This window comes from Bacillus infantis (assembly GCF_008180445.1).
Classification (GTDB): Bacteria; Bacillota; Bacilli; order Bacillales; family Cytobacillaceae; genus Bacillus_AB; species Bacillus_AB infantis_B.
In genome coordinates this window covers 25,233-49,725 of sequence record NZ_VTER01000009.1, presented here as the reverse complement: position 1 = coordinate 49,725, position 24,493 = coordinate 25,233, and the positions used below count along the sequence as shown (strand labels likewise).

The following is a 24,493-nucleotide window of genomic DNA, read 5'->3' as shown; positions in this document are numbered from 1 at the left end:
AAAATTAAATTGTGCACAATTAATTTACAGGAGTGATTCACATGACAAAACCATTATTCACAGCATCAGTAACAGCAGTTGGCGGACGAGAAGGCCGAGTTTCATCAGCAGAAGGGAATTTGGCTTTGGATGTAGCGATGCCCGGAACTCCAAGAAAAAAGGATGTTCCTGAAGCTACAAATCCAGAGCAGCTGTTTGCGGCCGGCTATGCAGCCTGCTTTGACAGTGCGCTGCAGATGGTTGCAAGGAAAGAAAGAGTCTCTTTTCAATCTGAAGTGACTGCAAATGTCAGTCTTTTAAAAGACGAAAGCGATCAAGGCTTTAAGCTCGGGGTTGTTCTGCAGGTGAAAGGAACAGGCATCGAAGACAGCCTCCTGAATGAACTGGTAGAGAAAGCACATGGGGTCTGCCCATATTCAAAAGCTGTGAATGGGAATATTGATGTTCAGCTTGAAGTTGTTCAGTAAAATAAAAAGGGATGCCCGCTTGGCTGGCATCCTTTTTCATTGCTCATGTTTATGATGAAGGATCTGCAAAAGCTGCAGAAGGGAGGTTTTCAGCGCGTTGTATTCCTCTTCGTCTGCGCCGCTCATTTCGAATATTTTTGCAGGGATGGATTCTGCCTGAACCTGAAGAGATACTCCTTTTTCTGTCAGAGTCACAAATACAGAGCGCTGATCTTCAGCAGATCTCTCCCGTTTCAGGAGGCCCTGCTGCTCCATTCTCTTCAGCATGGGTGTAAGGGTGCCGGAATCGAGGTAGAGAAGCTCCCCCAGTTTTTTTACGGTCAGGCTTTTCTTTTCCCAAAGAAGGAGAAGGACAAGGTATTGAGGATAGGTGACTTCAAGCTTATCTAAAAGTGGCTTATACTGCTTGGTCATCTCTCTTGAAGCAGCATAAAGAAGGAAGCAAAGCTGATTTTCGAGCTTTAAATGGCTGTACTCGTTTGTCATTTTTTCACCGCTTATCGTTATAGTCTGTATGTATACTATAACCTCCGCACTATATTTAATAAACTAAACTGCATACCGTTTTCCTTAATAGGGAGTCGGAACATCAAATATAAGATAGAGAGCAGCTATAAAAATCCCGCCAAGGAGCCACGCGGTCCACGGCTTGCGATAATGGGCAATCAGAAGTGTGAAGGTCACGATATTGAACAGAAAGGACCAGCGGAAGGACCAGCCATGATGATGGACAATGCTGTCATTTATATAGGCTATGAGCTCCACACCTGTAAAAAAAATCGACCAAATGAATACCCACCATGCCTTTCCCCGCAGTCTTTCCGGAAGTCTTCCAAGAAAAACAGGCAGCACAAAAGGGTAGATGATAAAAGCAATGGCCATAGAAATGGCGTTATGAGTCGGCAGAAGAATATGGTCAATTCCAATAGGCTTGAATTCCCAGACCTGAAAGCTGGCTAAAAGCAGTTCATAGATCAGATTGGCAATGATCCAGTACAAAAGCGTGCTGTAGTACTGAGCAAAATTTCTCCAAACCCCGAAAATGATGCCAATAATAATGAAGAGTAACACAAATGAAGACTGCATTATTTTAACCCTCTTATAAGTTGATATAAGGATAGGTTATCCAGCGGGCGGGAAAATAACCTGCTCCCAAAGGCCTGCTGAAAAAGGATATACGCCAGCTGGCGGCGAATTAGGAGAAAGCAAAAGTTTATCCCAAGACAACAGAGGTGCAAAAAATGAAAACCAGACTAATACTCGTTGAGGGGCTTCCCGGCTTCGGCAAGTCAACAACTGCCAGATATACAAAAGAGATACTCGATGAGGCAGGGCTGGAGACCAGATTATTTCTGGAAGGCAATCTCGACCATCCTGCCGACTATGATGGAGCCGCTTATGCAGCGGAAGAAAGGATGGAGAAACTGCTGAAGGAAGCAGGCGGCCAGGCAGAGCTTATTAAACAATTTACAATCAAAAAGGATGGCTATTATCTAGTTCTATATGAAAAAATGAAACGGAAATATCCTGATGCATTTCCTGAAGGCCTGCTGGATCCTATTATCCGGACTGATATTTACGAACTGCCTATGAAGCTGCATATGGAGCTGATAGAGGCCAGCTGGCTCAGCTTTGCAGAAGAAGCAAATGGAGATGCGGTGTATATATTCGAATGCTGCTTCATTCAGAATCCTTTAACCATCGGGATGATAAAGTACAATGAGCCGGCAAATGAAATCATGGCTTATGTTAAGCGGCTTGGCGAAACGATTAAAGAACTTGATCCGCTTCTGATCTATCTGGAGCAGGACGATCCTGAGTCAGCCTTCAGAAAGGCTGTGAAAGAGAGGCCGGCAGAGTGGTTCGAGGGCTTCACCGAATATTACACTGGCCAAGGGTACGGACTCAGCCGCGGATGGAAAGGCCTGGAGGGAACGCTGAAGGTACTGGAGGCAAGGAAGCAGCTGGAGCTGGACACGATGAAGCAGCTTGATCTGAAAAAGGCTGTGGTGAATAATTCCTGGTTCGATCCGGACAGCCATAAGGAAATGATCAGGCAGGTGCTGAAGGAACAAGGCGTAATTTAAGAAGAATTCCTATACCAAAACAGCCTGATGTGTTTGATAAAGCAGCTGTCCGGGAATATCCCCAAAAAACAGGCAAGGGGGATTAGAATTGAAGTTCAATAAAGATGACCTCACGAAAGTAATTAAAACGGCGGCAGATAAAGTAAGTGGAGACAATGCAGGCAAAACATCCAACAATGATGTTCAAACCCAGATAAACAGCATCAACAGACGGCTCTCATTGCTCGAGGAAGAGCTTAGGCAGATAAAGGAGAAGGTATAAGGGCCATTTAGGCCCTTTTTTGTTTAGGACAGTAATAATAATCCTGGTCAGGTACTGGCTTCAAGCCACCTCAAAATTTCTTTTACTATTAAATCCTGCTGTCTTTGAGGCGGAATGCTAGCATGATTGTCTCCTTTTTGAGGTCCATACATGCCGAATTGTGCATGGTTGCCGCCTTCTATTCCATATAAGTCTGCTCCATCAGAAAGCAAATGCCGTGTTTTCTCAATCTTCCCGGGTGTGGTCAGTCCATCTTTTTCCGCATAAATCGAAAGCATGGGCATCGTGGAATCTGAAAAGTCAGAGCCGCTGCTTGGATAGGAACCGAGCAGGATGACCCCATCAATCAGGTCCGGATGTTTAGATGCATAAGCAGCAGCGGAAACTCCTCCGAGGGAATGTCCTCCAATATACCATCTCTCAATCTCTGGATAATGCTCGATCAGTTCGTCTGCTTTATTTCCCTCGAGGATGGAAAAATTCAGGCGCATTTCCGGCACCAGCACCAGGTACCCATTCTCGGCAAGCCTTGAGCCCAAATAGCTGTACGCCTCTGGCTCCACCTTGGCTCCAGGGTAAATGATGATGCCTGCTTCCCTTACTTCACCCGGATCAAAGACAACCCAATCCTTCTCATGCCGGATATTTTCTTCACCGACTAATTCAAAAAGTTCTTTTGACGGTTTATAAGTTAACTGAGACCATATGTAAAATGCAGCTCCGCCTGCAAGGATAACAGCTAAAACAATGATAAGAGCAACCTTAATGATTTTTTTCATAGAAAATCCTCCTGCCGGCTGGATATATCTTTCATTGTATTTTAAAAAAGGAGAAGGTTCCAGAATGGGTGTACAGCTGAAACCTTCCCTGAGCTCTGCACGTATATAAAGGAAAGCTATGGGAGGGTTTCAAATGAAAAAGTATAGAGTGCTGGCTGCGGCTGCTATTCTAATCATCTTCTTCCTGCTTGCCGGAAACCATTTCATCATACATACAGGCCAAGCAAAAGCGGCGGCAGTTGAAGATAAAGGAAAAGAGGGCACGGAATATTATATTCTCCTTAATGGGCGGAAGCTGATGGTCGAGGACGAAAATGTCTGGAATCTGATTGAAGTGGGCGGAATCTACGACATTGCTTATGAATGGTATGGAAATAAAGATCCTGTCATAACAAGCATTACATTTCCAGGGTATGAGGGCAGCCATTGATGGGAAGCGGGATTTAATGATGTTAACTCTCCGGGCTATTGAAACCCTGCAGGTTTGCTCAAAAGGCTATTATGGGGTGTTTTAATTAGAAATTCCGGTTAAGCGGAGCGAAGTAGCCTGTTTTCCTGTTTTTTTTAATCGATAGCCGGAATTTCTCCGTCTATTAGAGCTATATTTTGAGCTTTTTTGAAAATAAGTAAAATTTATCCGCTTATTTTTCAGCCTGGCGATGTTTCCCTCATTCAGGTCGGGTAAGGTCCGCTCTTTTTGGCTGGGCGGGGACCCTGCAATCAGAGCTTAAATATGTAATGTGTGTTTCATTGAGCTTTTTTTTATAAAAATATTGAGGAATTAGCAGGAATATGAGCCTGCATAATCGAATATACGTTCTTTAACGAAAGGCTGGGTACCCTAAGGTAATTGCGGCATCGGGGCCTGAAAGAAAGATAGAAGGTGATCTTATATGGAAAAAACAGCACTGATAAAAACAGTCTCCCTTGAATTTTATAAAAACGAAGATGAATCGCGGCTTAAGGGCTATCAGCTCCCGGAAGAGCAGCTCGGCTTTACCTCAATGCCGGTTCCTGCAATTGAGGCCTGCCTGCAGGAGGATGACCGCCATCCTATTATCATTCAATATGGAGAGGATATAGCAGGCTTCTTCGTCCTTCATGGCAAGGGCGGGGCCATCAAGTACAGCCCGAATGAACAGGCGATGCTGCTTCGTGCCTACTCGATCAGCTCCAGCTATCAGGGGAAAGGTATTGCGGGTGAATCATTGAGGCTCCTGCCTGACTTTGTAAAAAAGCATTTTCCTGATAAAAATGAAATCGTCCTTGGGGTCAATCACAGCAATCATGCGGCCCAGCATGTCTATAAAAAGGCTGGTTTCATTGACCAGGGCCTTCGAATCACCGGAAAAAAGGGCGAGCAGTATGTGCTGCACATGCAGCTTTAGAAAGGGAATGAAATCATGATCAAATATCCGATTTTAAAGGAAGAGGCCGTCATTGGCGTAACAGCAACATCGTCAGGGGTGCCGGAAGAGCTCCACGGCATGATCCGCTCCGCCTGCAGCCGCATGGAGTCAAGGGGATTCCGCGTAAAGTGCGGGGACACTCTGTGGACACAGGAAAAAGCTAAGTCGGCCCCTGCTTCTGTCAGAGCGGATGAATTCAATGAAATGATGGCAGACAGCGGGATAGATTTAATCATTCCTCCGTGGGGAGGGGAGCTTTTAGTAGAAATTCTGGATAAAGTAGATTTCGCCGGAATGGAAGAAAAGTGGATATTAGGCTATTCGGATACGAGTTTGCTGCTGTTGGCCGTCACTTTGATGACCGGGATGGCGACAGCCCATGGAACCAATCTTGCTGACCTGCGCGGCGAGCAAATGGATGAAACAACAGCCAGGTGGCTGGATGTTTTGAAAACAGAAGAGGGCGGATCGGTCCAACAGGAATCTTCCAGCAACTATCAGAAGGAATGGCAGCATGAGAACCCTTCACCATATGTATTTCATTTAACAGAGCCGACGAGCTGGAAAACCATATCCGGCAGTCCAGAGAAAATGGAAGGCCGGCTGCTCGGCGGATGCATTGATGTTATCAGGCATCTGATCGGCACCACTTACGGCCGTGTCCGTGAATTTCAGCGGGAGCACCTTGGCGGGGATCCTATTGTCTGGTATTTTGAGAACTGTGAAATGACAACAACCGATCTGCGCAGGACTTTGGTTCATATGAAGATGGCCGGCTGGTTTGAAGACTGTGCGGGAATCATGTTTGGTCGCAGCAGCGCCAACACAGCAGTTGGCGGCTATACTGCAGAGGATGTATATAAAGAGCTTTCAGCTGAGCTTGAAGTGCCCGTTATTTATGACATCGACTGCGGCCATGTCCCTCCGCAGGTCACTTTGATCAACGGAGCATACGCGGAAATTGAGGTCCGGGACGGGAAAGGCAACATAGTTCAGCATTTTAAAGCATAAGAAGAGGCAGGCTGCGGAGTCTGCCTTTTTAATCGTGCCTTAATGAGGCATGGCATTTAAGTTTCACCATAATACTCAGCAAAATAAAGGAAGCCGAATTTCCTTACAAGATAGTTTCTTAAAAGGCCTTCAGTTGCTTTTTCAATTGGAGGATCTGTAAGTGTATAAGCCTTGCCATTAAGCCTGGAAAATTTTTGGAATCTGCTTTGTTATGGTAGTCATCCTCGATAATGCCTGAAGTCAAAGCAGCACCAGGATAGCCGCTTATAAAAACATGGGTTCTGAGGGCAAGGTGAGGGGTTGAATGCAGCAGCAGGAAAATGATCACTATACCGGCTAGAACCAGTTTCTCTTTTTTATATTTCATGAAAGAAATTCTCCTCAACACTAATTTCTTATAAACTATTCCATAATATATATGGTATTCCTGCTGAAACCTAACAAAAAGGAGTGAGGCAAAATATGAAGCAAATAGTGCTGTTTCTCTTTCTGGCGTCTGCTGCCATTCTGGCTGGAGCCTGCGGGGCAACCGGGCAATCCTCCGGAAGTTATCAAGTTCTTATCATCGGGGGAGATGAGACATTGAGCGGAGCATTCAGCGATTTTGCCGGCAGCGGCGGACCGGTTGGCGAGCTCCGGTATATTGCTGATCCTGAAGAGGCCCGCAAAGAATTTCCGAAGTATTCCTTTGAAGAGGTCCCGGCCATATTCATTTTTGAGACCGGGGGAAGTGAAATGAAAAAGCTTATGCTGGAAACGAACGAGGTAGAAGAGGCACAGGCGTTTTTAGAGGGGAAGGACTAAAAAAGAGGCAGTTGGTAAATTAACTGATGAAGTTGGTAGAATAACGTATGAAGTCGGTAGATTATGCCCTGAATCGGTAGAATAACCGTCGAATTTGGCAGATTATCAGGCCGATTAATAAAATGAGCTCAAAAAGGGGCAGGCTGCCGGCTCTCCCAGCGCCATATTGTCTGAAAACCGGCTTGAAGAACGCTATCCAAGCCGGCAAAAACAGCTTTCTTCATCCAGCAGCAGTCTTTCTTGGCCTCTTGACAAGCTCGCCGCCGCAGTTCGGGCAGATATTCTCCAACTCTTCCGTGCAATCCCGGCAAAAAGTGCATTCATATACGCATATAAAAGCTGTATCGTCCAACCTCAAAGGAGCACTGCATCTTTCACATTCTTTTCTCATTTCCAAACCCATAGAAAGCCCTCCATCCGTCTATTTTCATAGCTAAGATTAGCAGAAATTCAGGCAATCATTCAGGGTCAGATCCCAACTATTTTCCGGGGTCAGCAGCGGCTGAAAACCTTATTGCGGAAGGAAGCCCTCTTTGCTGATCAGAACCTTTTCCGGAGGAAATACTTCTGTAAATCGCTTATATAGTTTCCTGTATGCGGTCCGGTTGTACCATTCTTTTAGATTCAGTTCTTCGTAAAGAGAAGGGATGCCGATCTTTTCCGTTCTTCGTCCTCCGCTTCCATCTCCCATAAAATAATCATCGATGCAGATCCGGTTTACAATGGGGAAAAGTAATTCCGGGAACTTCTCACTGCTGGGGAGCATAGGGGCAATGGCAGCCTGGACGGGTATTCCTGCTTCCTTCAGCTCCCGCAGGGCCTTCAGCCTTGCGGGGATCGGCGGGGCGGAGGGCGTAAAATGCTTTCTTATTCTCTCGCTGTCCGTTTCCACTGTCATGCTGATCCGGACCTTTTCTCCAAGCTTTTGAAACAGATCCGCATCCCTTGCTGCAAGGGGGCTTCTTGTTTGGACAAACAAGAAATCCGGCTGGTTTTCTGCCATAGCTTCAAGCAGGGAGCGGGTAATTCTCTCTGTGTGCTCAGCCGGCTGATAGGGGTCTGTGCTGGAAGACATAAAAATGGTCACAGGGCCTTTCTGTTTTGCTTTTGTTATTTCTTTATCAAGCAGTTCTGCCGCACCCTGTTTTACGTCGACCCAGCTGCCCCATTCTTCGCTGCGGAAGATGGAGACTGGCATTTCTCTGACATAGCAGTAGGAGCAGCCAAACGCACAGCCTGTATAAGGGTTAAGTGAGTGGCTGTAGCCGGAAAGGAACCCGGTGCCTTTTGTCAAAATGGTCTTAGGTATTTTATAAGCTATATTAGCTTTCATTGTTATCATCCTTATTTTGCATTGTGGAAGATGATTCCCAATCCATACCTGGTACCAGAGGAGAGTGTACTGACACCGTGGCGGACAGTGTTTTTGTAGTAGCCTCTTTTCCCTTGGACCGGCCTGCTGCTCGTTGGGAAAATCAGGGCCTCACCCTGTTCGAGCGTAATTACATGCCCGCGGCTTTGTGCTCTTGGGCGCTGTTCTACGAGAAGAGACTCACCGCCGGTGTAATCCTGTCCTCTTCTGCTCAAAGTGAATAATACCTGGAAAGGAAAAAACACATCTCCGTAAAGATCCTGGTGCAGGCAGTTGTAGCCTCCCTGCTCATATTTCAGGATAAGCGGGGTTGTCCGTTCCTGTCCGTGCTGCCTGCACTCTTCCAGAAATTCCTCCAGGGTGCCGGGATAGGCAGGCTCTTTGCCAAGCAAGGCAAGCCAGCGGTTGGCAGCTTTCGCAAGCTCAGGGTAAAAAGCTGAGCGGAGCTCCTGCAAAAGAGGGGGAAGGGGATCCGCGAAGTACTTGTATTCACCTTCCCCAAAACGGTAGCGCTCCATATTGATGGTGCTTCGATAAAGGCTTTCATCCTCATACATACCGATAAGAGAATCGCATTGCGCGGGGGATAGGAGGGTGCCTAATTTTACAAATCCAGCCTCATCCAAGGATTGATGAAGCGCCTCCCAATCAAGTGTGCTTATCTTTTTGCCCATTTCGCTGTCCATGCTGCGGCCTCCTTTATTTCTAATGATATGTTCTATTATTAGCAAAGTCTTGTATTAAGAATGAGTTATATAGTGGTAAATAAAGGATATTTGAACTGATATTTAGGAAGGAGTAGTATGATGATTGTGCTTGCCGCTGTTACCGCACTATTTTCCATTCTGCTTAATCTGCGGAAGACAGTGAAACAAAATCTAAGGATATGAAGAAAGGAGAAGAGTAGTTTGATATATCTAAAAAAAAAGAAGCCGGCATCGGTCAGCCGGCTCCTATTTGAATTAAAGTGTATTGGCCATAATCTCCTTCAATACTTTCGCAGAGGTGCGGAACTGCTCTTTCTCTCTCTCATTCAGGTCGATTTCAATTATTTCACGGATGCCTTCCCGGTTGATGATGGCGGGAACACCTATATAAAGGTCCTTTTCTCCATATTCGCCGTCCAAATAAGCAGAAATGGTCAGGATGCAATTTTCGTTATGGAGGATTGCTTTCGTAATCCTGGCCAGCGACATTCCGATCCCATAATAGGTCGCACCTTTTCTTTGAATGATATCGTAGGCTGCATCACGTACATTGACGAATATTTTTTCAAGACAGTCCGGGTTCACGTCCTCTTTGCGCTTCAAAAAGTTGCCAAGGGGTTCAATGCCAATGCTGCTATGGCTCCAAACAGGGAATTCCGTATCTCCGTGTTCTCCGATGATGGCTGCGTGGACATTCCTTGTATCCACTTTGAAATACTCGCCCAGCTTAAAGCGCAGCCTGGCTGAATCAAGTACGGTGCCTGATCCGATGACTCTTTCCTTCGGGAGGCCGGATTCTTTCCACGTCACATATGTCAGGATGTCAACCGGATTTGTTGCGACCAGAAAAATGCCGTCAAAGCCGCTCGCCATAATCTGTTTGACGATGGTTTTGAAAATGCCGGTGTTCTTTGCAACAAGGTCGAGCCTTGTTTCGCCAGGCTTTTGGGGCAAGCCTGCAGTGATAACGACAAGATCAGCTTCCCTGCAGTCATCATAGGTTCCATTCCACAGCCTGACTGGGGAAGGGGCAAACGGCATCCCGTGATTAAGGTCCATTGCTTCACCTTCGGCCTTAGCTTCATTTACATCAATCAGGACAATTTCTTCTGCAGCGCCCTGGTTGACCATTGAGTATGCATAGCTGCAGCCCACAGCTCCCGTGCCAATCACAACAACCCTGTTCACTTTATTTGTTTTCATCCTGAATTTCTCCCTTCAATTGTAAGAGTCATATATCTGCTTATATCCCGCGAGGCGGTAATTTAAGATACTTTTATTATATATTATAAATGTGAAAATAATCACAAACTCTGTGGCCATTTTGCGAAACACTTCACAATCACCCTGAAAAATAACGGTTATGATCCTTTCATAACCGCTAAAGCAGCTGTTCTAAGCCGTTTATTCAGCACTTTCCAGCCTTTTTCTGAAATCTGAGGGGGAGAGGAGGGTGTAATCTGTATTCTCCTTCAATCCTTCCAGGAAACCAAGATCTGCTTCGTAAAGATCCTCTTCATCGTACTTATTGCTGTAGTACAACTGTTCAGAGCCAGTTTGGAGAAGGAGACTAAGCTCCAGACCCATCGAGGAGCCGCTGGGACTGTCTTCGTCCCCGAGAACAGCACCAGGACGAGAGGATTCCTCCTGGCTGATGTATAAACGGGAACCGGCCGCATGTTCCGCCCTCTTCACCAATTCGGGAAGCGTACCTATCTTTTTCAATGTCATTCTTCATCACCTCTGTTCTTTGTTTACCTAATTAGAGGGGGCCTCTAAACTTTCTGTTTGCAGGAATGTCCGGAGGGTAAAAGAATAATGAATATAAATTGGAAAGGAGAATGCTAAAATGGCAGACAAAAAACCACCATACAAAGGGTTCAACACAGAGAAGAACAACGGTCTCTCCGATACCCAGGAAGTGAACTACAGCAGTGATTTCAAGAAAGCCTATAAAGCTGAAAAGAAACAAGACTCCGATTCCAGCGAAAAAAGTGAATGATGGAAAGGAAGCCCTGCCGCAAGACGGCGGGGCTTTTTGCATCTTATAAAAAGGCCGTCTGCAGGAAGGAGAACAGCCCCTGTTGTAGAAATGTACACTAAGTAAAATAGAAACTTAAGGAGGGAAATGATGTACGAGCAGAAGACGAGGGAAAATGATAAAAGTGTAGAAGAATTCATTGAAAATGTAGACAGCCCGAAGAAACGGCAGGATGCCTACAGACTGATTGAAATTTTTGAGGATACAAGCGGATACAAGGCGAAGATGTGGGGAGAGAGCATTATCGGATTTGGATCTTATCATTATAAATATAAGACCGGGCATGAAGGAGACGCACCGCTTGTCGGCTTTTCCCCGAGGAAGGCAAAGATCAGCCTCTATTTTGCCACCGGAGACACTCAAAGGGGAGAACTGCTTGAAAGATTCGGCAAGCATACAGCCGGCAAGGCCTGTGTGTACATCAATAAGCTGGCAGATGTGGATGAAGAGGTATTAAGGGAGCTGATCCTCCAATCGATCCGGTTTCTAAGGAATACATATCCGGAATCCTAGGGGACGGGAGGGGCAAGAATGAAGATCAGGAGAGCGAAGGACCAGGATGCAGAAGGAATCGCCAAAGTCCATGTGGAAACATGGAGGACTGCTTATAGGGGCATTATTGATGATGAATATCTTGCAGCTCTTTCCGTGGAAAAAAGGGCAGAGCTGTGGCACAGGAATATCGCGATACCCGGAAATATTGTACTTGTGGCAGAGGAAAATGGCAGGATAGTTGGTTTTGCAGACGGAAGCCAAGAGGAAACAGGGGAGTATGGCGGTTTCAAGGGGGATGTCACCTGTCTATATGTGCTTGAAGAGCATCAGGGAACTGGCCTTGGAAAGGCACTCCTGCAAGAGCTTTTTCAAGTATTTCAAAAAGAGGGAATTCGTTCTGCTATCGTAAAGGTGCTGAAAGAAAATGATGCCTGCAGCTTTTATGAACACACTGGTGCAAGGCTGCTGAAGGATGCTATCCCAATAAAAATCGGCAGCGGCCGGGAGCTCGAGCTCTGTGTGTATGGATGGAAGGATTTTAACGCTGCATTTTAGCAGCCAGAAAATCAAGAATAGGAGAGATGAAGCGATGAAGCTGGCAGTAAAGGCATGTATCCTTTCAGCATCATGCCATCTAATATATGCGGCTTATTCTATGGTGAATGGCTATTTACAAACCAAAAACTATGAACCTGATATGGACAGGGCCTGGCATGAAGCTGCCTCAGCACCGGCCTTGGTTTCATTTGGACCGGCACCGTCCCCCTGGATATTACCTGTGACTTTTATTGCAGGTGCGCTCCTGTTTGGAGCAGTGCTGTCGTGGAAAAAAAGTGCCCGGTGAAAGGAGCCGTAAAAAATCCTCCAGCATTATGCCCCGCTGGAGGATTCTTTTTTACTCTCATATTCACTTGAACTGGTTCTTTCTATACCTATATTTCCAAGCAGGTTTTCTATTGCTGTTAAGTGCTTTTTGTCCGGCACAGCAATGAGGCCTGGCTGAAACAAACGATTCTTCACCTTAAGCTTTAATTGATAGCCATTGTCTGCGCGGGAGTCCAGCCCGTAAAGAGGATGCCATCGGACAATTTTCTCTGTTTCAAAAGAGCGGATCTCACTCTGGCTGTAAAACCTTCCGTGCAGAATAATGCCGTCCTTCATGATAAATAGATTCTGCGGCTGGGGGATGAAGCTTGCAATGGCAAAGAATATATAAGCCGCATTCAAGAAGGCGGGGTCAAGCCAATCAGTTAAAAGCAGGAGCAGGAGGAAGCCGGCCATGAGGAAAAAAGCACATCCTGTTCCCCATTTTATATACTGATAGGATTTGGTATTTTTCGTGATCGGCTGCATTTCCTTCCATTCGCCTGGCAGCAGGATGCCTGAATATTCTTCCTTTGTGCGTGGGAATAAAGCTTGTCCCGACAGATCGGCCGCTTTTTTTATACGAAGCCGGAGCTGAAGCAGGTAATGGCATCCAATGAGGAACATGATAATAAAATACAGGTCAAGCCACATAGTTTTCCGCCCTCCTATTGTCTATAATTTTTACCCCTTGCCCTACTAATTAATACGGAAAAGATGGAAAAAGGTTCCCTATTTTAAACAAACAGAAGGAGGCCAAGAAAAATGAGAATGACAGACCGCCTGAAAAGAATCATCCGCTTGGCAGAAGGAGAACGGCTGGGGACTGGCTGCCGGTTTATCCAGCCGGAGCATCTGCTGGCCGGCTGCCTGCTTGAAAGGACCGGGGCATTTGCGGAACTGGCGAATAAGTGCCGTTTAGACATAAGCACCCTCCGCTCAGCAGCAATCAAAAATTCTGAAGAAGGGGGGAGCTTGCCGGCTGGATTTCCGGCAGAGATATCTGAGGAAACCAAGGTCGTGATGGAGGCGGCTGCCGGCTATATGAAAAGATACGGCCAGATGATCCTTAATGAAGGCCATCTCCTGAAGGCGCTGCTTTCCTGTGATTCTCTTGCTGAATTGGCAGGGAAGGAAGATAAACAGCAGATGCTAGCAATCGGGGCAGCAGCCAGAGATTTAGCTGTACACCTGGCATCGTACTCACCGCCTGACAAGCTGTTCTCTACGGTCAGGAAAGCTGGCAAAAAGGATAGAGAGATGCTTGCCGCATTGCAGAAGCCCATTTTTCGGCTGAATGGGCCCAAACGGCTGAAGCTGGAATGGAGCAGGAGGAACCGCCGGTCTACATAGCTTTCAGTGGAGACGGGAAGCTGATCGGGTTTGCAGTGTTTGATTCATATAAGGGAAAAAAGGGATATTTCGGGCCGATGGGAGTGGCTGGAGGCACTCGGGAAAAAGGAACAGGAAGCGCCCTTCTCCATGCCTGCCTGAAGAATATGAAAGAAATTGGCTATGAATATGCGGTCATCGGCGGGGCGGGACCGATTGAATTTTATGAAAAGACGTGCCGGGCTGTCGTCATTCCGTATCCTGATTAACATGTTGCTGTTCAAAAAATTGAAACATTTAGTCTGCTTTCTCTGTTTAGCTCTCTCTTCTGCTGGGAATGGGTAAAGGACTTGTACATAGCTGCCAGTCAATATGAGCCATGCAATATTAGGAGGAGACTGAATGAAAGATAACCGCAATGTAAATGAATCCAGCAAAAACGAACAGCTCGAGGAATTCCGGACAGATGACCGGGGGGAAAAACTGACAACCAATCAGGGTCTAAAAGTTTCAGAGGATGAGTTTTCCCTTAAGGCAGGTGTACGGGGGCCGACCTTGCTGGAGGATTTTCATTTCCGGGAAAAAATGACTCATTTTGACCACGAACGGATTCCGGAGCGGGTCGTCCATGCACGCGGCTTTGCAGCACATGGGGAATTCCAGGTATATGAATCAATGAAGAAATTCACGAAGGCAAAGTTCCTGCAGGATCCTGGTGCGAAAACTCCTGTATTTGTAAGGTTTTCAACAGTCGTCGGCTTCCGCGGATCAGCAGAGACTGTAAGGGATGTACGCGGGTTTTCGACAAAATTTTATACAGAAGAAGGCAATTATGACCTGGTAGGCAATAATATGCCTGTCTTTTTCATCCAGGATGCGATCAAATTCCCCGATTTCGTGCATGCAGTGAAGCCTGAGCCTCATACAGAAATGCCGCAGGCAGCCTCTGCACATGACACCTTTTGGGACTTTATCGCCAACAACCAGGAATCTGCCCATATGGTTTTGTGGGCGATGTCAGACAGGGCCCTTCCAAGAAGCTTCCGCATGATGGAAGGGTTCGGCGTCCATACATTCCGTCTTGTAAACGAAGAGGGAGTTTCGCATTTTGTTAAGTTCCACTGGAAGCCGGTGCTTGGCGTTCATTCCCTTATCTGGGACGAAGCGCAGAAGATAGCCGGGAAAGATCCTGACTTTAACCGCAGGGATCTTTGGGAGTCCATTGAACAGGGTAATTATCCTGAATTTGAGCTGGGTATCCAGGTCATAAAAGAAGAAGACGAATTTGCCTTTGATTTCGATATTCTGGACCCTACGAAACTCTGGCCGGAGGAAGACATACCCGTCCAAATCATTGGAAAAATGACGCTCAATCGGAATGTGGATAATGTTTTTGCGGAGACTGAGCAGGTCGCTTTCCACCCGGGCCATGTAGTGCCGGGGATTGATTTTACCAATGATCCGCTGCTTCAGGGGCGTTTATTCTCCTACACAGACACACAGCTACTTCGCCTCGGGGGGCCTAATTTTCATGAGATACCGATTAACCGCCCGGTTTGTCCTTTCCATAATAATCAGCGGGATGGTTTCCACCGCCAGACCATCAATAAAGGGCCGGTGAGCTATCATAATAATTCAATCGCGAATAATACCCCATCACCTGCTTCAGAGGCAGAGGGCGGGTATGCCCATTACCAGGAAAAGGTCGAGGGGCGCAAGGTCAGGGCGAGGAGCGACAGCTTCAAGGATCACTTCTCACAGGCGAAGCTTTTCTGGAACAGTATGAGCGGACCGGAAAAGCAGCATATCATCGATGCGTTCAGTTTTGAACTCGGCAAAGTGAAGAGCAAGTCGATCCAGCAGCAGGTTGTGGACATGTTTGCCAATGTCGATCTTGAAATGACAAGAGAATTTGCAAAAAATATCGGGGCAGTCCCTCCTGAAGAGGGCGGTTCTCCTGTAACAAAATCGTCGCCTGCACTCAGCCAGGAAAAAACGAAAAAGCTCCCTGCAACACGCAAGGTGGGCGTCATTGCCGCTGATGGATTTAATGGAGAGATCATGAAGGTGCTGGAAGCCTTGAAGGCAGAAGGCATTATGCCCGTCATAATCAGCAGCAGGCTCGGGATGATTAAAGGCTCTGATGGAAGCGAGCTTGAAGTCCAAGAAACATTCCTTACCACTGAATCTGTTTTGGTGGATGGCATATATGCCGCAGGAGGCAATGGCGGAACAAAGAAATTCCAGCAGGATGCAGCCTACTTCATCAATGAAGCCTTCTCCCATTTCAAGCCGATCGGAGCGACTCATGAAGGCAGGAAATGGATTGAAAACAGCGGTAAAAGCAATGCTGCAGGAGTTGTACTTGGAGATGGAACAGAAAGCTTCGCAGAGGAGTTTATCCAGGCAATTGCCCAGCACCGCTTTTGGGAGCGGCAGCTCGTATAATAGTAAAGCAGCGGAACATGATTCCGCTGCTTTCTTCTGTATATGCTAAGAGCCTATGGCTTCCAGGCTGACTAAACCATTCTTGGCCGAAACACGGTTCCTGCCAAGATCTTTTGCCTGAAAAAGCAGCTGGTCTGCCAGGATATAGGCTTTTTCCATTGGTGTTTCTGTGTTTACCTTTCCATAATAAAGACCGAAAGAGGCTGTATAGCCTATCTGGATCATTTTCCCGTGGAAATCGGCTTCAGCCGGCCTTTCCAGAAGCCCCCCGTTAATATCTTCGATCAGCAGGCTGCATTGATTAAAGTCCCTGCCTCGGAGGAAAAGAGTGAATTCCTCCCCGCCGCTCCGGATAAGGACATCTTCCTCTGTGAGCACCCCTTTCAGGCAATCCGCAAAATGCCTGATGACGCAGTCGCCTACTGCGTGGTTATAAGAGTCATTGATCTGCTTGAATTTGTCTATATCGGCCACTATGATCCCAACCGTTTCCTGGGCCTTGTCCAATTCCTTCATTTTCTGGTCCATGAAGGCGCGGTTATGGACACCTGTAAGAAAGTCGGTATATGCCATCTGCTCAAATTTATCACGCTCATACTTATGCTGTGCACTCTGTGACTTGGAGAGGAAAGACCGGCTCACAAGATAATTCAGCAGGAACAGGCCAAGGAGCATATCCCATTTCCCTTGCTGCAGGAAAAGAAGGAGGAATCCGTTTGTGAAAGCAATCTTTCCCATATCAAGGACACTCCTGCTTTTTATAAAATCGATTGCCTCCCTGCGCGTATTGATTTCTCCAAGGAATGAGAAGAAAATGATCAAATAAAGGTCCGACAGGATGGCTGTCACGGTAATAAGCAGCAGCATCAGCAGCCAGAAGCCGAATGGGATGCCTTCCATCCGGGGATACAGAGATTGAAAGATGAAATAGGCAATGCTGTTATTCAGCGTAAAGGCACCGATGTTGTAAAAGGTATGGATGAATTCATCAGGATCTGCTGTTTTGGTCTTCACTTTTGTAAAATAAACCGTAAAGCGATAGAGCGTCTCGAATATAAGCAGTCCTGCCGGCCCGGCGAAAAGTCCGAATGAAAGGCTGTAGGTAATGCCATAGTCAATGGTCGAGCTGCCCAGCTTGCTGTGTATCCTAAGATGGAAATAAGAAATAGAAAAGATCCAATAGAAAGCAAGGGCCAGGAGATATACATTCATGTCCGGAACAGTCCATTCCGACTGGGAAGCAACTGCAAGTGAAGTGAAGAAAATAAAAAAGATAAATAATCGCGCCTTTAGCATAATTGGTATTTGGACCCCTTCCCCGCGATTGTTATAAAAAAATCGGTCTTAAAAAGTCAAACAGCTTAACTGCCACAAACCTATTTCCTAATTATATAGCAATTTAAAAATTCAGAACATAAAAAAAACAAATATTACATGATTTTCCCAACTTGAACAGAAGGATGCCAGGCCCGGCAGATGGACATTTGTCCAACTATGGTGCCTGGCACACAAGAAAATTGTCGAGATTTATCGGATTGTTACCGTTTCCATTTTTTTAACGAATAAATTTGCTTATCCTTTGTTAATCTGTTATCATAAAGTGAAATTATTTTTGTTCGGTATATAAGGAAAGAACAGTTTTGATACTTTTCGCCTTGATAACTTTGAGCAAGAATAGTAATACAATGTGTGTTTACACGCAAGGAGGCAACAAACATGGCTACAGGTAAAGTTAAATGGTTTAACGCAGAAAAAGGATTCGGATTCATCGAAACTTCAGAAGGTCAAGATGTATTCGTTCACTTCTCAGCTATCCAAGGCGAAGGCTTCAAAACTCTTGACGAAGGTCAAGAAGTTTCTTTCGACATCGAAGAAGGTCAACGCGGACCTCAAGCTTCTAACGTAGTTAAAGCATAATTACGTGCGAGCTAAAAACAGGCACTCAATTGAGTGCCTGTTTTTTTTGTGTGGAAATAAAGTGAAACAACCGGCTGAACAGAACCTCAAAACATATGCACCTGGATAAAAGGACACCTCCCAGTAGAAGGAAGCTGTCCTTTTCTATAAAATCATTATTTTGTTTTTATATTGCTCATGATAAAGCCGCTCTCTGGAAATGTCGGCATCCTGGAAAGGCTGAAGCTCAAGTCCTGATTCTCCGGAACGGAATAGCCAATTTCGTTCACGAGGAAGTCAAGGCTTGCCTTCATAACCTCAATCGTTATGCCTTCCCCCGGACAGCGGTGCCCCTTTGAAGCATCGCCGCCGCCTTGAGGGATCAGGTCAAAGAGGCTGCCGTCCCAATTTTCGAAACGCTCCGGCCGGAATTCGTACGGTTCCTCCCAAAGCAGCGGGTCATGGTTGGTCCCATAAATGTCGAGAAGGACAAGCATCCCCTCTTTGAATTCCGCCTCATTCCAGATGAAGTCTTTACGTACAATCGCTCCAAGGAACGGACCGAAAGGATAGAAGCGCCGCACTTCCTGGACAAACATTTCAAGCTCGCTGACGCTGCCGGTTTGGAGCATCTCCTTATAGCGGGGATGACCGTGAAGGGCAAGGGCAGAAAAGGCAATGAAAGTCGAAATGGCAACAATCGGGCGGAGAACATTGATGAGCTCGACAGCGGCCATCTGTGAATCAAGATGGGTGCCGTCCAGGTTTTTGTGGAAAGCCATTTCATACAGGGCGGAGCCTTCTTCTGCAGCCAGCTTGCCTTCTCTGACATCCTCTATGATGCCCCGTATCCAGTCTTCAGAGCTGTTCCTCGCATGCCTGCCTTTCCAATGGCGCGGCCCGACCGCACCGAAGGCGTCTACCATATCGGCAAACTCTTCAGCTCTCTCCTTTTCATCCTCGGGCTTCAGCGGGACACCAGCCCATGCGCAGGCTGTGCGGCAGAGAATAACCTTGGCTTCTTCCATCAGCACAACCTCATTTCCGTTTTCCTGCCACTTGGCTGCCGCTGCCTTCCATTCATGCATGACCATCCCGGCAAGCCTTTTTTGATGGGGAGGCGTCATCAGGGAAATGAACAAGAGCTTTCTGTGGATATGCGCATCACCGTCCATCGTCTGGATGGCGTTTTCACCAAATAATGTTTTTTGAATCCGTTTCGGGGCTGCGCCATTTCTTTGAAAACGGCTTGTATCATAGAATAGCCGCGCCGCTTCTTTTCCGCTCATGCAAATCACTTTTTGCCCAAGCAGGCGGGCTTCAAAAAGCTCTGTTTCGTACCGCGTTTTCCTGTTGGGAATAAATTCATAGCCTTCCTGCATTAAAGAAAGGCTGTTATCAAGACTTTTATCATGGGGGATCTGTCCGTTCATTGCCATCAGCATCTGCTCCTTTTTATACCTGCATTTGTCTTGTATTATTTTTCACTAATTACAGGCGGCTAAACACCGGGCAGAAGTTTCTTTAATAGAAACTTCTGAAACCCGGCAATATCGTTTGCAGGAACAAAAAAACTCCCCATCAAAGTGAATGGGGAGAATAACAGATTATATAATCATCCTTAAGTATTCATCCAGCTGGCTGAAGGTGCTGGAATATTCCTGGTGCAAACCATCCAGTGCAGCTTCAAAGCTGCGCTGCTCATGGATCTCAGGATTAAGGGGAGATGCCAGCAGCTCTATCTCTGTTTTATTTTCCGTACTGATAAAACTTACCTGGTTGACCACTTCAAGGGGCCATCCTGAATTAAAAGGAGCGCGGACTGCACTGCCTTCTTCATCTGAAAAAGAGTTGATGAATATAAGTTTTTCCGGAGGGGAGATTTCGTCATATATGAACCGCCCCCATATTTCATAGCCTTCGGGAGACTTCTGGCTGTAGTGGAACATTCCTTTTGGATGGAGTTCCAGCATGGTGACCTTCATGGCATATCCTTTAGGGCCCCACCAGTTCTTGAGGTGCTCTGCTTCTGTCCATGCTTTGAATACAAGCTCGCGCGGTGCGTCGAATTTCCTTGAAATCACTAGCCCGGTTCGGGTATCTTTTAGCATTGTCATGTCCTCCTCCTTTTGAAATATTCAGCCGAGGGAGGTGGGAAATAGAAGCTGCGATGTCTGGCCCGGCCATAATTATACTATTCTAAATATACGTTAAAAGAATGAAAGCTGTAAATTTATTTATCAAAAATGAAGTTATATTTTTCCTGAAAAAGACTAATTCCCCATGCAATCATATGTTCTGTTATGCTAGTATAATGATTAACATATAAAAATAGACAGGATGACAGCATGAACGGAACAGCGCATATGACAGTCGGGGCCGTCATTGGATTTATGGCAGCAAATGCCGTGCATTCAAGCCCTGCGGAAACTCTTGTACTAGTGGGGATCGGCACAGCTTCAGCCCTCTTGCCTGATGCCGATATCGACGGCAAGCTCAGCAATAAAATTACAATATCACATAAAGCGATCCGCTCGATTGCCCAGACGATTGGGCTTTTGATGTGCTTGTACAGCTTCCTTGAAGGAGAAAGCAAAGAGCGCTGGCTCGGAATGGGGGCTGGAGCAGCCATTGTAATCCTGGCATCCTTCATCACGAAGAGGAGGATGCTGACGGTTACCGGGATCGGGATAGCAGCCGGCGGTTTATCTCTTCAGGAAAGCTGGCTTTTGCTTTTGGGTGTATACATCATTGCAGCATCGTTCGTCTCCCACAGGACCTACACACATTCGGCAGCAGGCCTGATCTTCTTTGCGGTGATTGCTTACAGGCTCGATGCTTCCCTTGCGATAGAAGGAGTCTTTAAAACTTGTATGGCTGCCTATGCGAGCCATCTTATTACCGATATGAAGTTTTTACCTTTCAATAAGCGCGGCATTAAATTGTTGCTGCCATTTTCGTCAAAAGAGATATGAAGAAGCGGTCCTGAATGGGGGCTGCTTCTTTTTTATGAGCTGGAAATTTTTATCCTGAAAATGCCATCTTTCATTCTCTTCTTGAAAGTTTAGCTTTCGGGAAAAGAAGGAAAAATAATGTTCAAGCAGATAAATCATCTATGAATTGGGAGTGGACAACTTGAAAAAGGGTTTTGCAGGGATAGCGATTGCCGTTGTAGCCTTAGTTATCATTTTTATGATGCTGGGATCCAGCTATAATGGATTTGTAAATGCTGAGGAAGATGTGGACAAAGCGTATGCGCAGATCGAAAACCAGCTTCAGCGAAGGCTGGATCTGATCCCGAACCTCGTTAATACTGTCAAAGGGTATGCTGCCCACGAAAAGGAAGTCATCCAATCCATCTCTGATGCCAGGGCGAGGCTGGCAGGAGCAAGGACACCTGAAGAAGAAGCTACGGCCAATACCGAGCTTTCGAATGCATTGAGCAGGCTGCTCGTTGTGGTTGAGAACTACCCGAATCTGAAGGCGGACAAGCAATTTACGCAGCTGATGGATGAACTTGCCGGAACAGAGAACCGGATATCCGTAGCCCGCCAGGATTATAATGAGCAGGTGGGAAGCTATAACAAAAGAGTCCAAAATTTTCCCGGTGTAATTGTTGCTAAAGTGACAGGCTTCGATGAAAAAGAATACTTCCGGGCCGATCCAGCTGCCGAAGAAGCGCCTGAAGTTGACTTTGGGGGCAATGAGTAATGATCCGGCATCGGGCATTCCCGCTTGTTCTGGCGCTGCTTCTGCTGTTTATCTCTGCAGGCGCGGCACACGGTGAAGAAAACGGAATTCCCGCCCCATCCGGGGATATATATGTCCAGGACTTTGCAGATGTCTTAAGTCCGGAACAGGAAAATGAAATACGGGCCCTTGGGCGCTCCCTTGAAGACCGGACCACTGCCCAGGTAGCAGTCCTGACAGTAGAAACGACCGGGGGGCGGCCGATCGAGGAATACGCAAACCAGGCATTCCGGCAATATGCCATCGGCAGTGCCGAGGAGAACAATGGCGTCCTGCTTGTTCTTGCCATGAAGGACGAAAAAGCCAGGATTGAGGTCGGCTATGGGCTGGAGGGCCGGATACCCGACGGCAAAGCCGGAAGGATACTTGATGAAGTGACGTTTCCCCGGCTGCAGGCCGGACAGCCGGGGCAGGCTGTCCTTGACACATATAAAACGCTTGCCGGCGAAGCCGCAGCCGAGTATGGCCAAGGCCAGGGTGCAGAACAGCCGGCAGGAGAGCAGGGCACAGGCATTCCTTCCTGGCTATTATTCATCATCATCGTCGGGGTCATCGTGCTGGATTTCATGTTTTTTGGCGGTACATTGACCTATATTCTTCTTTCTGTCATTTCGCGGGGCGGAGGAAGAAGCGGCGGAGGCGGTCCCCGCGGCGGCGGGGGCGGCTCATCCGGCGGCGGGGGTGCCAGCAGGGGCTGGTGAGAGAGAAAAGAAGGGCTGCTTGCGTGCGATTTTGCCGATTCGGTAGAAAAAGGCGGGAAATGATTAAAAAAAGTCAGGAAATAATCAATAAAACAGCGGCTTTAAGTGGATTAATGCTTCAATCGGTAAATTCAAGCACCGCTCTGATTCTAAACCACTCACATTCTGCCGCTGCACACCCGTCTTAAGGATAACCCCCAGCTTCAGGCTGACAGAATAATAAAAAAAGCCGGAAACTATGAGTAGTTTCCGGCTTTTCACCACTTTAGCTTAATATTTTTGAAATCTTCTTCAACGCATCGTCCGGGCAGAAACCGGAGAAATGCTGCAATAGTTTTTCTTTGGCTTCCTCTCTGCTGATAGAGAGGCGCTCAATCCCGTTTTTCTCCAGCCAGCATTCCATCGTTTCATAGGAGGTGCTGTTCCATCCGTTCGTTTCCCCTGCTTCATTTTGTTTTTCCTTTATCCCGGATATGACAATATCCATGCTTCCCTGCAGTTCCTGCAATCCTTGATCAAACGCCTTTTTCTGCTCTTTGCCAAGCAGGTTAGCTTTTTTCCGCAAAAGGCGCGTGTCGATACCTTCATGGGCATTGATGAGGCTGAACAGGGTCAGCGCTTCTTTTGATAGCTCCCCCTTATGGTATCTTTCTTCAGGCACATCGTTTTTCCCCAGAGCAGCGAGAAAAAGAGGTACCCAGTCTTTTGAAAGAAATACTGCCTTTTTACTGATGAACTTTCCGTAAGCGGCAATCCCTTCTCCCGCAAACCGGGTCCGCCATGTCCAAGGGTCTGAATCTCCTCCAGCATGCCAGCTTTCAGGATCCGTAATGGTATTGAGCGCCGGGTATCCCGGAATGAGGGGAGCCAGCGGCAGCAGGCCGAGCTCCTTGATGATGACTGCTGCTTCATTAAATTCCGCTGCTTTGTAATCTTTCATAATTCAGCTTCCTCCTTTGGATAATATCTTTCTATGTATCTGCCTTTTTTCAATATTTCATCAGGCGAAGCGGCTGTCCACTCCTCTACGGTGCTGCCTGTTTCTTCAATGTAGGCTTTCACGATTTTGTATCCTTCGCTGTAGCCGTAATGGAGGGGAAGGGTGCCGCCGCCAAAAAGCACCTCAATTGACCTGTTATAATCAGACTTATCCATGTCTTCGCTCACTTTTCCCCAAAGAACTGGATCTGCTTTAGTATCGAGGGGGATGCCGGACGTTCCTGGATATACTGTTTCTTGAAGCATCACTGCTTTTCCTTCAAAAATAAGATTGTCCAAAACTGTTTGCTGATGGGAAATCGAAAAGTGCTGTTCAGTCCATGCGCTGTGATGATATTCATGGGCAATTGAACTTTTAATCATGCGATCTGTCAAATGTTCACTATAATAAACAATAATCCTGCCGGCGCCGGTGGCCACCATCGTTCTATGGAAGGTGTTATCGGTCGGAAATATGCATACATTGATGTCTTGGGCGGAAGGAAGGATTTTGGAAGATTTTTCGAGCGCATCTTTGATGAGGGAGTCTAAATGGTCCTTGTCCATTGATTCAATTACTTTTTGAAGGGTCTCTGGAAGTTTGTTCACCTGATAACTCTGAATCTGCTCTGCCATTTGGGGATGTTCAAGGCCTGTAAAACATTCCTTTTCAATAGGCTTAAGGATTTTTTCTTCATAAAGCGCCTGCCTTTCCTGGCGGGGTGTCTGTTCCAGATTATCCAAATAATCTTCATAGAGGTACTGTGCATGGACAATGTTGAATTTCTGGTTTCCGCCATCATTTTTGAAGGATGAGATGACCGGCTTAGATGCTTCATCGGCCTCTTTTTCACATCCAGAAAGAACTGCAAACATGAGTATGAGAGTAACCAGAGTGAGGATGGGCTGTTTCATCGCTGGTGCCTGCCTTTCTGCTAAATTAGTATAAAATTATTATAGTTTAATCTGGAAAAAATTTCATATAAAATCCTGGAAATATAATTGAAGGCCAACTATGAGCATAAAACCTATCATTGGTGACTCTATTCCCCCAAGGAAGGATATCTCCGCGTGCCTGCAGTTCTTTTAT

33 protein-coding genes are annotated in these 24,493 nt (G+C 46.6%); 18 read left to right on the top strand and 15 right to left on the bottom strand.

Going from position 1 to position 24,493, the window contains the following annotated elements; all coding sequences use genetic code 11:
- Positions 1–41: 41 nt before the first annotated feature.
- Positions 42–467: an organic hydroperoxide resistance protein gene (locus FZD51_RS17790; protein ID WP_148976000.1), complete on the top strand. Its 426-nt coding sequence runs from the start codon at positions 42–44 to the stop codon at positions 465–467.
- Between the two features lie 36 nt (positions 468–503).
- Here FZD51_RS17790 and FZD51_RS17785 read toward each other — a convergent pair whose 3' ends face one another.
- Together FZD51_RS17785 and FZD51_RS17780 are read right to left on the bottom strand one after the other, a co-directional pair.
- Positions 504–953: a MarR family winged helix-turn-helix transcriptional regulator gene (locus FZD51_RS17785; protein ID WP_148975999.1), complete on the bottom strand. Its 450-nt coding sequence runs from the start codon at positions 951–953 to the stop codon at positions 504–506.
- Positions 954–1,037: 84 nt separating this feature from the next.
- A complete protein-coding gene (locus tag FZD51_RS17780) occupies positions 1,038–1,553 on the bottom strand; it encodes a CBO0543 family protein (RefSeq protein WP_148975998.1) in 516 nt (171 codons plus the stop codon).
- Positions 1,554–1,708: 155 nt separating this feature from the next.
- Between FZD51_RS17780 and FZD51_RS17775 the strand changes: the two genes are divergently transcribed.
- Together FZD51_RS17775 and FZD51_RS26260 are read left to right on the top strand one after the other, a co-directional pair.
- Positions 1,709–2,554 carry a P-loop NTPase family protein gene (locus FZD51_RS17775; protein WP_148975997.1) on the top strand — a complete coding sequence of 282 codons (846 nt, stop codon included), beginning with the start codon at positions 1,709–1,711 and terminating at the stop codon, positions 2,552–2,554.
- Positions 2,555–2,642: 88 nt separating this feature from the next.
- Positions 2,643–2,816, top strand: coding sequence for a hypothetical protein (locus FZD51_RS26260; RefSeq protein WP_187445810.1), 174 nt, complete (start codon positions 2,643–2,645; stop codon positions 2,814–2,816).
- Positions 2,817–2,863: 47 nt separating this feature from the next.
- Here FZD51_RS26260 and FZD51_RS17770 read toward each other — a convergent pair whose 3' ends face one another.
- Positions 2,864–3,595: an alpha/beta fold hydrolase gene (locus tag FZD51_RS17770; RefSeq protein WP_148975996.1), complete on the bottom strand. Its 732-nt coding sequence runs from the start codon at positions 3,593–3,595 to the stop codon at positions 2,864–2,866.
- 133 nt (positions 3,596–3,728) lie between these two features.
- Between FZD51_RS17770 and FZD51_RS17765 the strand changes: the two genes are divergently transcribed.
- From FZD51_RS17765 to FZD51_RS17755, 3 genes are all read left to right on the top strand, one after another.
- The gene (locus FZD51_RS17765) at positions 3,729–4,025 is read left to right on the top strand and encodes a hypothetical protein (RefSeq protein WP_148975995.1); all 297 of its coding nucleotides are present in this window, start codon (positions 3,729–3,731) and stop codon (positions 4,023–4,025) included.
- 463 nt (positions 4,026–4,488) lie between these two features.
- A complete protein-coding gene (locus tag FZD51_RS17760) occupies positions 4,489–4,983 on the top strand; it encodes a GNAT family N-acetyltransferase (RefSeq protein WP_148975994.1) in 495 nt (164 codons plus the stop codon).
- A gap of 15 nt (positions 4,984–4,998) precedes the next feature.
- Entirely contained in the window at positions 4,999–6,015 is a 1,017-nt protein-coding gene (locus FZD51_RS17755; RefSeq protein WP_148975993.1) for a S66 family peptidase, read from the top strand.
- Positions 6,016–6,133: 118 nt separating this feature from the next.
- Here FZD51_RS17755 and FZD51_RS17750 read toward each other — a convergent pair whose 3' ends face one another.
- Positions 6,134–6,382 (bottom strand): hypothetical protein, encoded by a 249-nt coding sequence (locus FZD51_RS17750; RefSeq protein ID WP_148975992.1) that lies wholly within the window; start codon positions 6,380–6,382, stop codon positions 6,134–6,136.
- A 95-nt stretch (positions 6,383–6,477) separates the two neighbouring features.
- Here FZD51_RS17750 and FZD51_RS17745 point away from each other — a divergent pair, with 95 nt between their 5' ends.
- The gene (locus FZD51_RS17745; protein ID WP_148975991.1) at positions 6,478–6,819 is read left to right on the top strand and encodes a hypothetical protein; all 342 of its coding nucleotides are present in this window, start codon (positions 6,478–6,480) and stop codon (positions 6,817–6,819) included.
- A 220-nt stretch (positions 6,820–7,039) separates the two neighbouring features.
- Here FZD51_RS17745 and FZD51_RS17740 read toward each other — a convergent pair whose 3' ends face one another.
- The 5 genes from FZD51_RS17740 to FZD51_RS17720 all read right to left on the bottom strand — a co-directional run bounded on the left by FZD51_RS17740 (position 7,040) and on the right by FZD51_RS17720 (position 10,629).
- On the bottom strand, positions 7,040–7,222 hold the full coding sequence (locus FZD51_RS17740; RefSeq protein ID WP_148975990.1) for a DUF1272 domain-containing protein: 183 nt from the start codon (positions 7,220–7,222) through the stop codon (positions 7,040–7,042).
- Positions 7,223–7,330: 108 nt separating this feature from the next.
- On the bottom strand, positions 7,331–8,152 hold the full coding sequence (locus FZD51_RS17735; RefSeq protein WP_148975989.1) for an SPL family radical SAM protein: 822 nt from the start codon (positions 8,150–8,152) through the stop codon (positions 7,331–7,333).
- Between the two features lie 11 nt (positions 8,153–8,163).
- Positions 8,164–8,877, bottom strand: coding sequence for a 2OG-Fe(II) oxygenase (locus tag FZD51_RS17730; RefSeq protein ID WP_009792404.1), 714 nt, complete (start codon positions 8,875–8,877; stop codon positions 8,164–8,166).
- Positions 8,878–9,153: 276 nt separating this feature from the next.
- Positions 9,154–10,101, bottom strand: a complete 948-nt coding sequence (locus FZD51_RS17725) for an L-lactate dehydrogenase (protein WP_148975988.1) — start codon at positions 10,099–10,101, stop codon at positions 9,154–9,156.
- Positions 10,102–10,302: 201 nt separating this feature from the next.
- Entirely contained in the window at positions 10,303–10,629 is a 327-nt protein-coding gene (locus FZD51_RS17720) for a hypothetical protein (RefSeq protein ID WP_148975987.1), read from the bottom strand.
- Positions 10,630–10,747: 118 nt separating this feature from the next.
- On the opposite strand from FZD51_RS17720, the gene FZD51_RS17715 reads away from it, so the two are divergent.
- The 4 genes from FZD51_RS17715 to FZD51_RS17700 all read left to right on the top strand — a co-directional run bounded on the left by FZD51_RS17715 (position 10,748) and on the right by FZD51_RS17700 (position 12,278).
- A complete protein-coding gene (locus FZD51_RS17715) occupies positions 10,748–10,900 on the top strand; it encodes a YfhE family protein (protein WP_148975986.1) in 153 nt (50 codons plus the stop codon).
- 129 nt (positions 10,901–11,029) lie between these two features.
- Positions 11,030–11,452 (top strand): DUF1801 domain-containing protein, encoded by a 423-nt coding sequence (locus FZD51_RS17710; protein WP_094768049.1) that lies wholly within the window; start codon positions 11,030–11,032, stop codon positions 11,450–11,452.
- 18 nt (positions 11,453–11,470) lie between these two features.
- Entirely contained in the window at positions 11,471–11,989 is a 519-nt protein-coding gene (locus FZD51_RS17705; RefSeq protein ID WP_101551984.1) for a GNAT family N-acetyltransferase, read from the top strand.
- Positions 11,990–12,023: 34 nt separating this feature from the next.
- Complete coding sequence (locus FZD51_RS17700) at positions 12,024–12,278, top strand: hypothetical protein (protein WP_148975985.1); 255 nt, start codon at positions 12,024–12,026, stop codon at positions 12,276–12,278.
- A gap of 26 nt (positions 12,279–12,304) precedes the next feature.
- Here FZD51_RS17700 and FZD51_RS17695 read toward each other — a convergent pair whose 3' ends face one another.
- Positions 12,305–12,952 carry a hypothetical protein gene (locus tag FZD51_RS17695; protein WP_148975984.1) on the bottom strand — a complete coding sequence of 216 codons (648 nt, stop codon included), beginning with the start codon at positions 12,950–12,952 and terminating at the stop codon, positions 12,305–12,307.
- 111 nt (positions 12,953–13,063) lie between these two features.
- On the opposite strand from FZD51_RS17695, the gene FZD51_RS17690 reads away from it, so the two are divergent.
- From FZD51_RS17690 to FZD51_RS17680, 3 genes are all read left to right on the top strand, one after another.
- A complete protein-coding gene (locus FZD51_RS17690; protein ID WP_148975983.1) occupies positions 13,064–13,651 on the top strand; it encodes a Clp protease N-terminal domain-containing protein in 588 nt (195 codons plus the stop codon).
- Entirely contained in the window at positions 13,621–13,899 is a 279-nt protein-coding gene (locus FZD51_RS17685; RefSeq protein WP_148975982.1) for a GNAT family N-acetyltransferase, read from the top strand. The genes FZD51_RS17690 and FZD51_RS17685 overlap by 31 nt, the downstream gene beginning before the upstream one ends.
- A 133-nt stretch (positions 13,900–14,032) precedes the next feature.
- Positions 14,033–16,078, top strand: coding sequence for a catalase (locus FZD51_RS17680; RefSeq protein WP_148975981.1), 2,046 nt, complete (start codon positions 14,033–14,035; stop codon positions 16,076–16,078).
- Between the two features lie 45 nt (positions 16,079–16,123).
- Here the strand turns inward: FZD51_RS17680 and FZD51_RS17675 are convergent, their stop codons facing one another.
- A complete protein-coding gene (locus tag FZD51_RS17675) occupies positions 16,124–17,374 on the bottom strand; it encodes a GGDEF domain-containing protein (RefSeq protein ID WP_148975980.1) in 1,251 nt (416 codons plus the stop codon).
- Between the two features lie 420 nt (positions 17,375–17,794).
- Here FZD51_RS17675 and FZD51_RS17670 point away from each other — a divergent pair, with 420 nt between their 5' ends.
- Positions 17,795–17,995 carry a cold-shock protein gene (locus FZD51_RS17670; protein WP_129613661.1) on the top strand — a complete coding sequence of 67 codons (201 nt, stop codon included), beginning with the start codon at positions 17,795–17,797 and terminating at the stop codon, positions 17,993–17,995.
- A gap of 155 nt (positions 17,996–18,150) precedes the next feature.
- Here FZD51_RS17670 and FZD51_RS17665 read toward each other — a convergent pair whose 3' ends face one another.
- Both FZD51_RS17665 and FZD51_RS17660 read right to left on the bottom strand, forming a co-directional pair.
- Complete coding sequence (locus FZD51_RS17665) at positions 18,151–19,407, bottom strand: CYP152 family fatty-acid peroxygenase CypC (protein WP_148976116.1); 1,257 nt, start codon at positions 19,405–19,407, stop codon at positions 18,151–18,153.
- Positions 19,408–19,581: 174 nt separating this feature from the next.
- A complete protein-coding gene (locus tag FZD51_RS17660; protein ID WP_148975979.1) occupies positions 19,582–20,091 on the bottom strand; it encodes an SRPBCC family protein in 510 nt (169 codons plus the stop codon).
- Positions 20,092–20,322: 231 nt separating this feature from the next.
- On the opposite strand from FZD51_RS17660, the gene FZD51_RS17655 reads away from it, so the two are divergent.
- The 3 genes from FZD51_RS17655 (at position 20,323) to FZD51_RS17645 (ending at position 22,425) form a co-directional block, all read left to right on the top strand.
- Positions 20,323–20,949, top strand: a complete 627-nt coding sequence (locus tag FZD51_RS17655) for a metal-dependent hydrolase (protein ID WP_148975978.1) — start codon at positions 20,323–20,325, stop codon at positions 20,947–20,949.
- A gap of 160 nt (positions 20,950–21,109) precedes the next feature.
- A complete protein-coding gene (locus FZD51_RS17650) occupies positions 21,110–21,685 on the top strand; it encodes a LemA family protein (protein WP_148975977.1) in 576 nt (191 codons plus the stop codon).
- Positions 21,685–22,425: a TPM domain-containing protein gene (locus FZD51_RS17645; protein ID WP_148975976.1), complete on the top strand. Its 741-nt coding sequence runs from the start codon at positions 21,685–21,687 to the stop codon at positions 22,423–22,425. Before FZD51_RS17650 ends, FZD51_RS17645 begins: the two co-directional genes overlap by 1 nt.
- 265 nt (positions 22,426–22,690) lie before the next feature.
- Here the strand turns inward: FZD51_RS17645 and FZD51_RS17640 are convergent, their stop codons facing one another.
- Entirely contained in the window at positions 22,691–23,365 is a 675-nt protein-coding gene (locus FZD51_RS17640) for an AlkZ-related protein (RefSeq protein ID WP_148975975.1), read from the bottom strand.
- Complete coding sequence (locus tag FZD51_RS17635; protein WP_148975974.1) at positions 23,362–24,318, bottom strand: DUF2268 domain-containing putative Zn-dependent protease; 957 nt, start codon at positions 24,316–24,318, stop codon at positions 23,362–23,364. The genes FZD51_RS17640 and FZD51_RS17635 overlap by 4 nt, the downstream gene beginning before the upstream one ends.
- Positions 24,319–24,493: the final 175 nt, after the last annotated feature.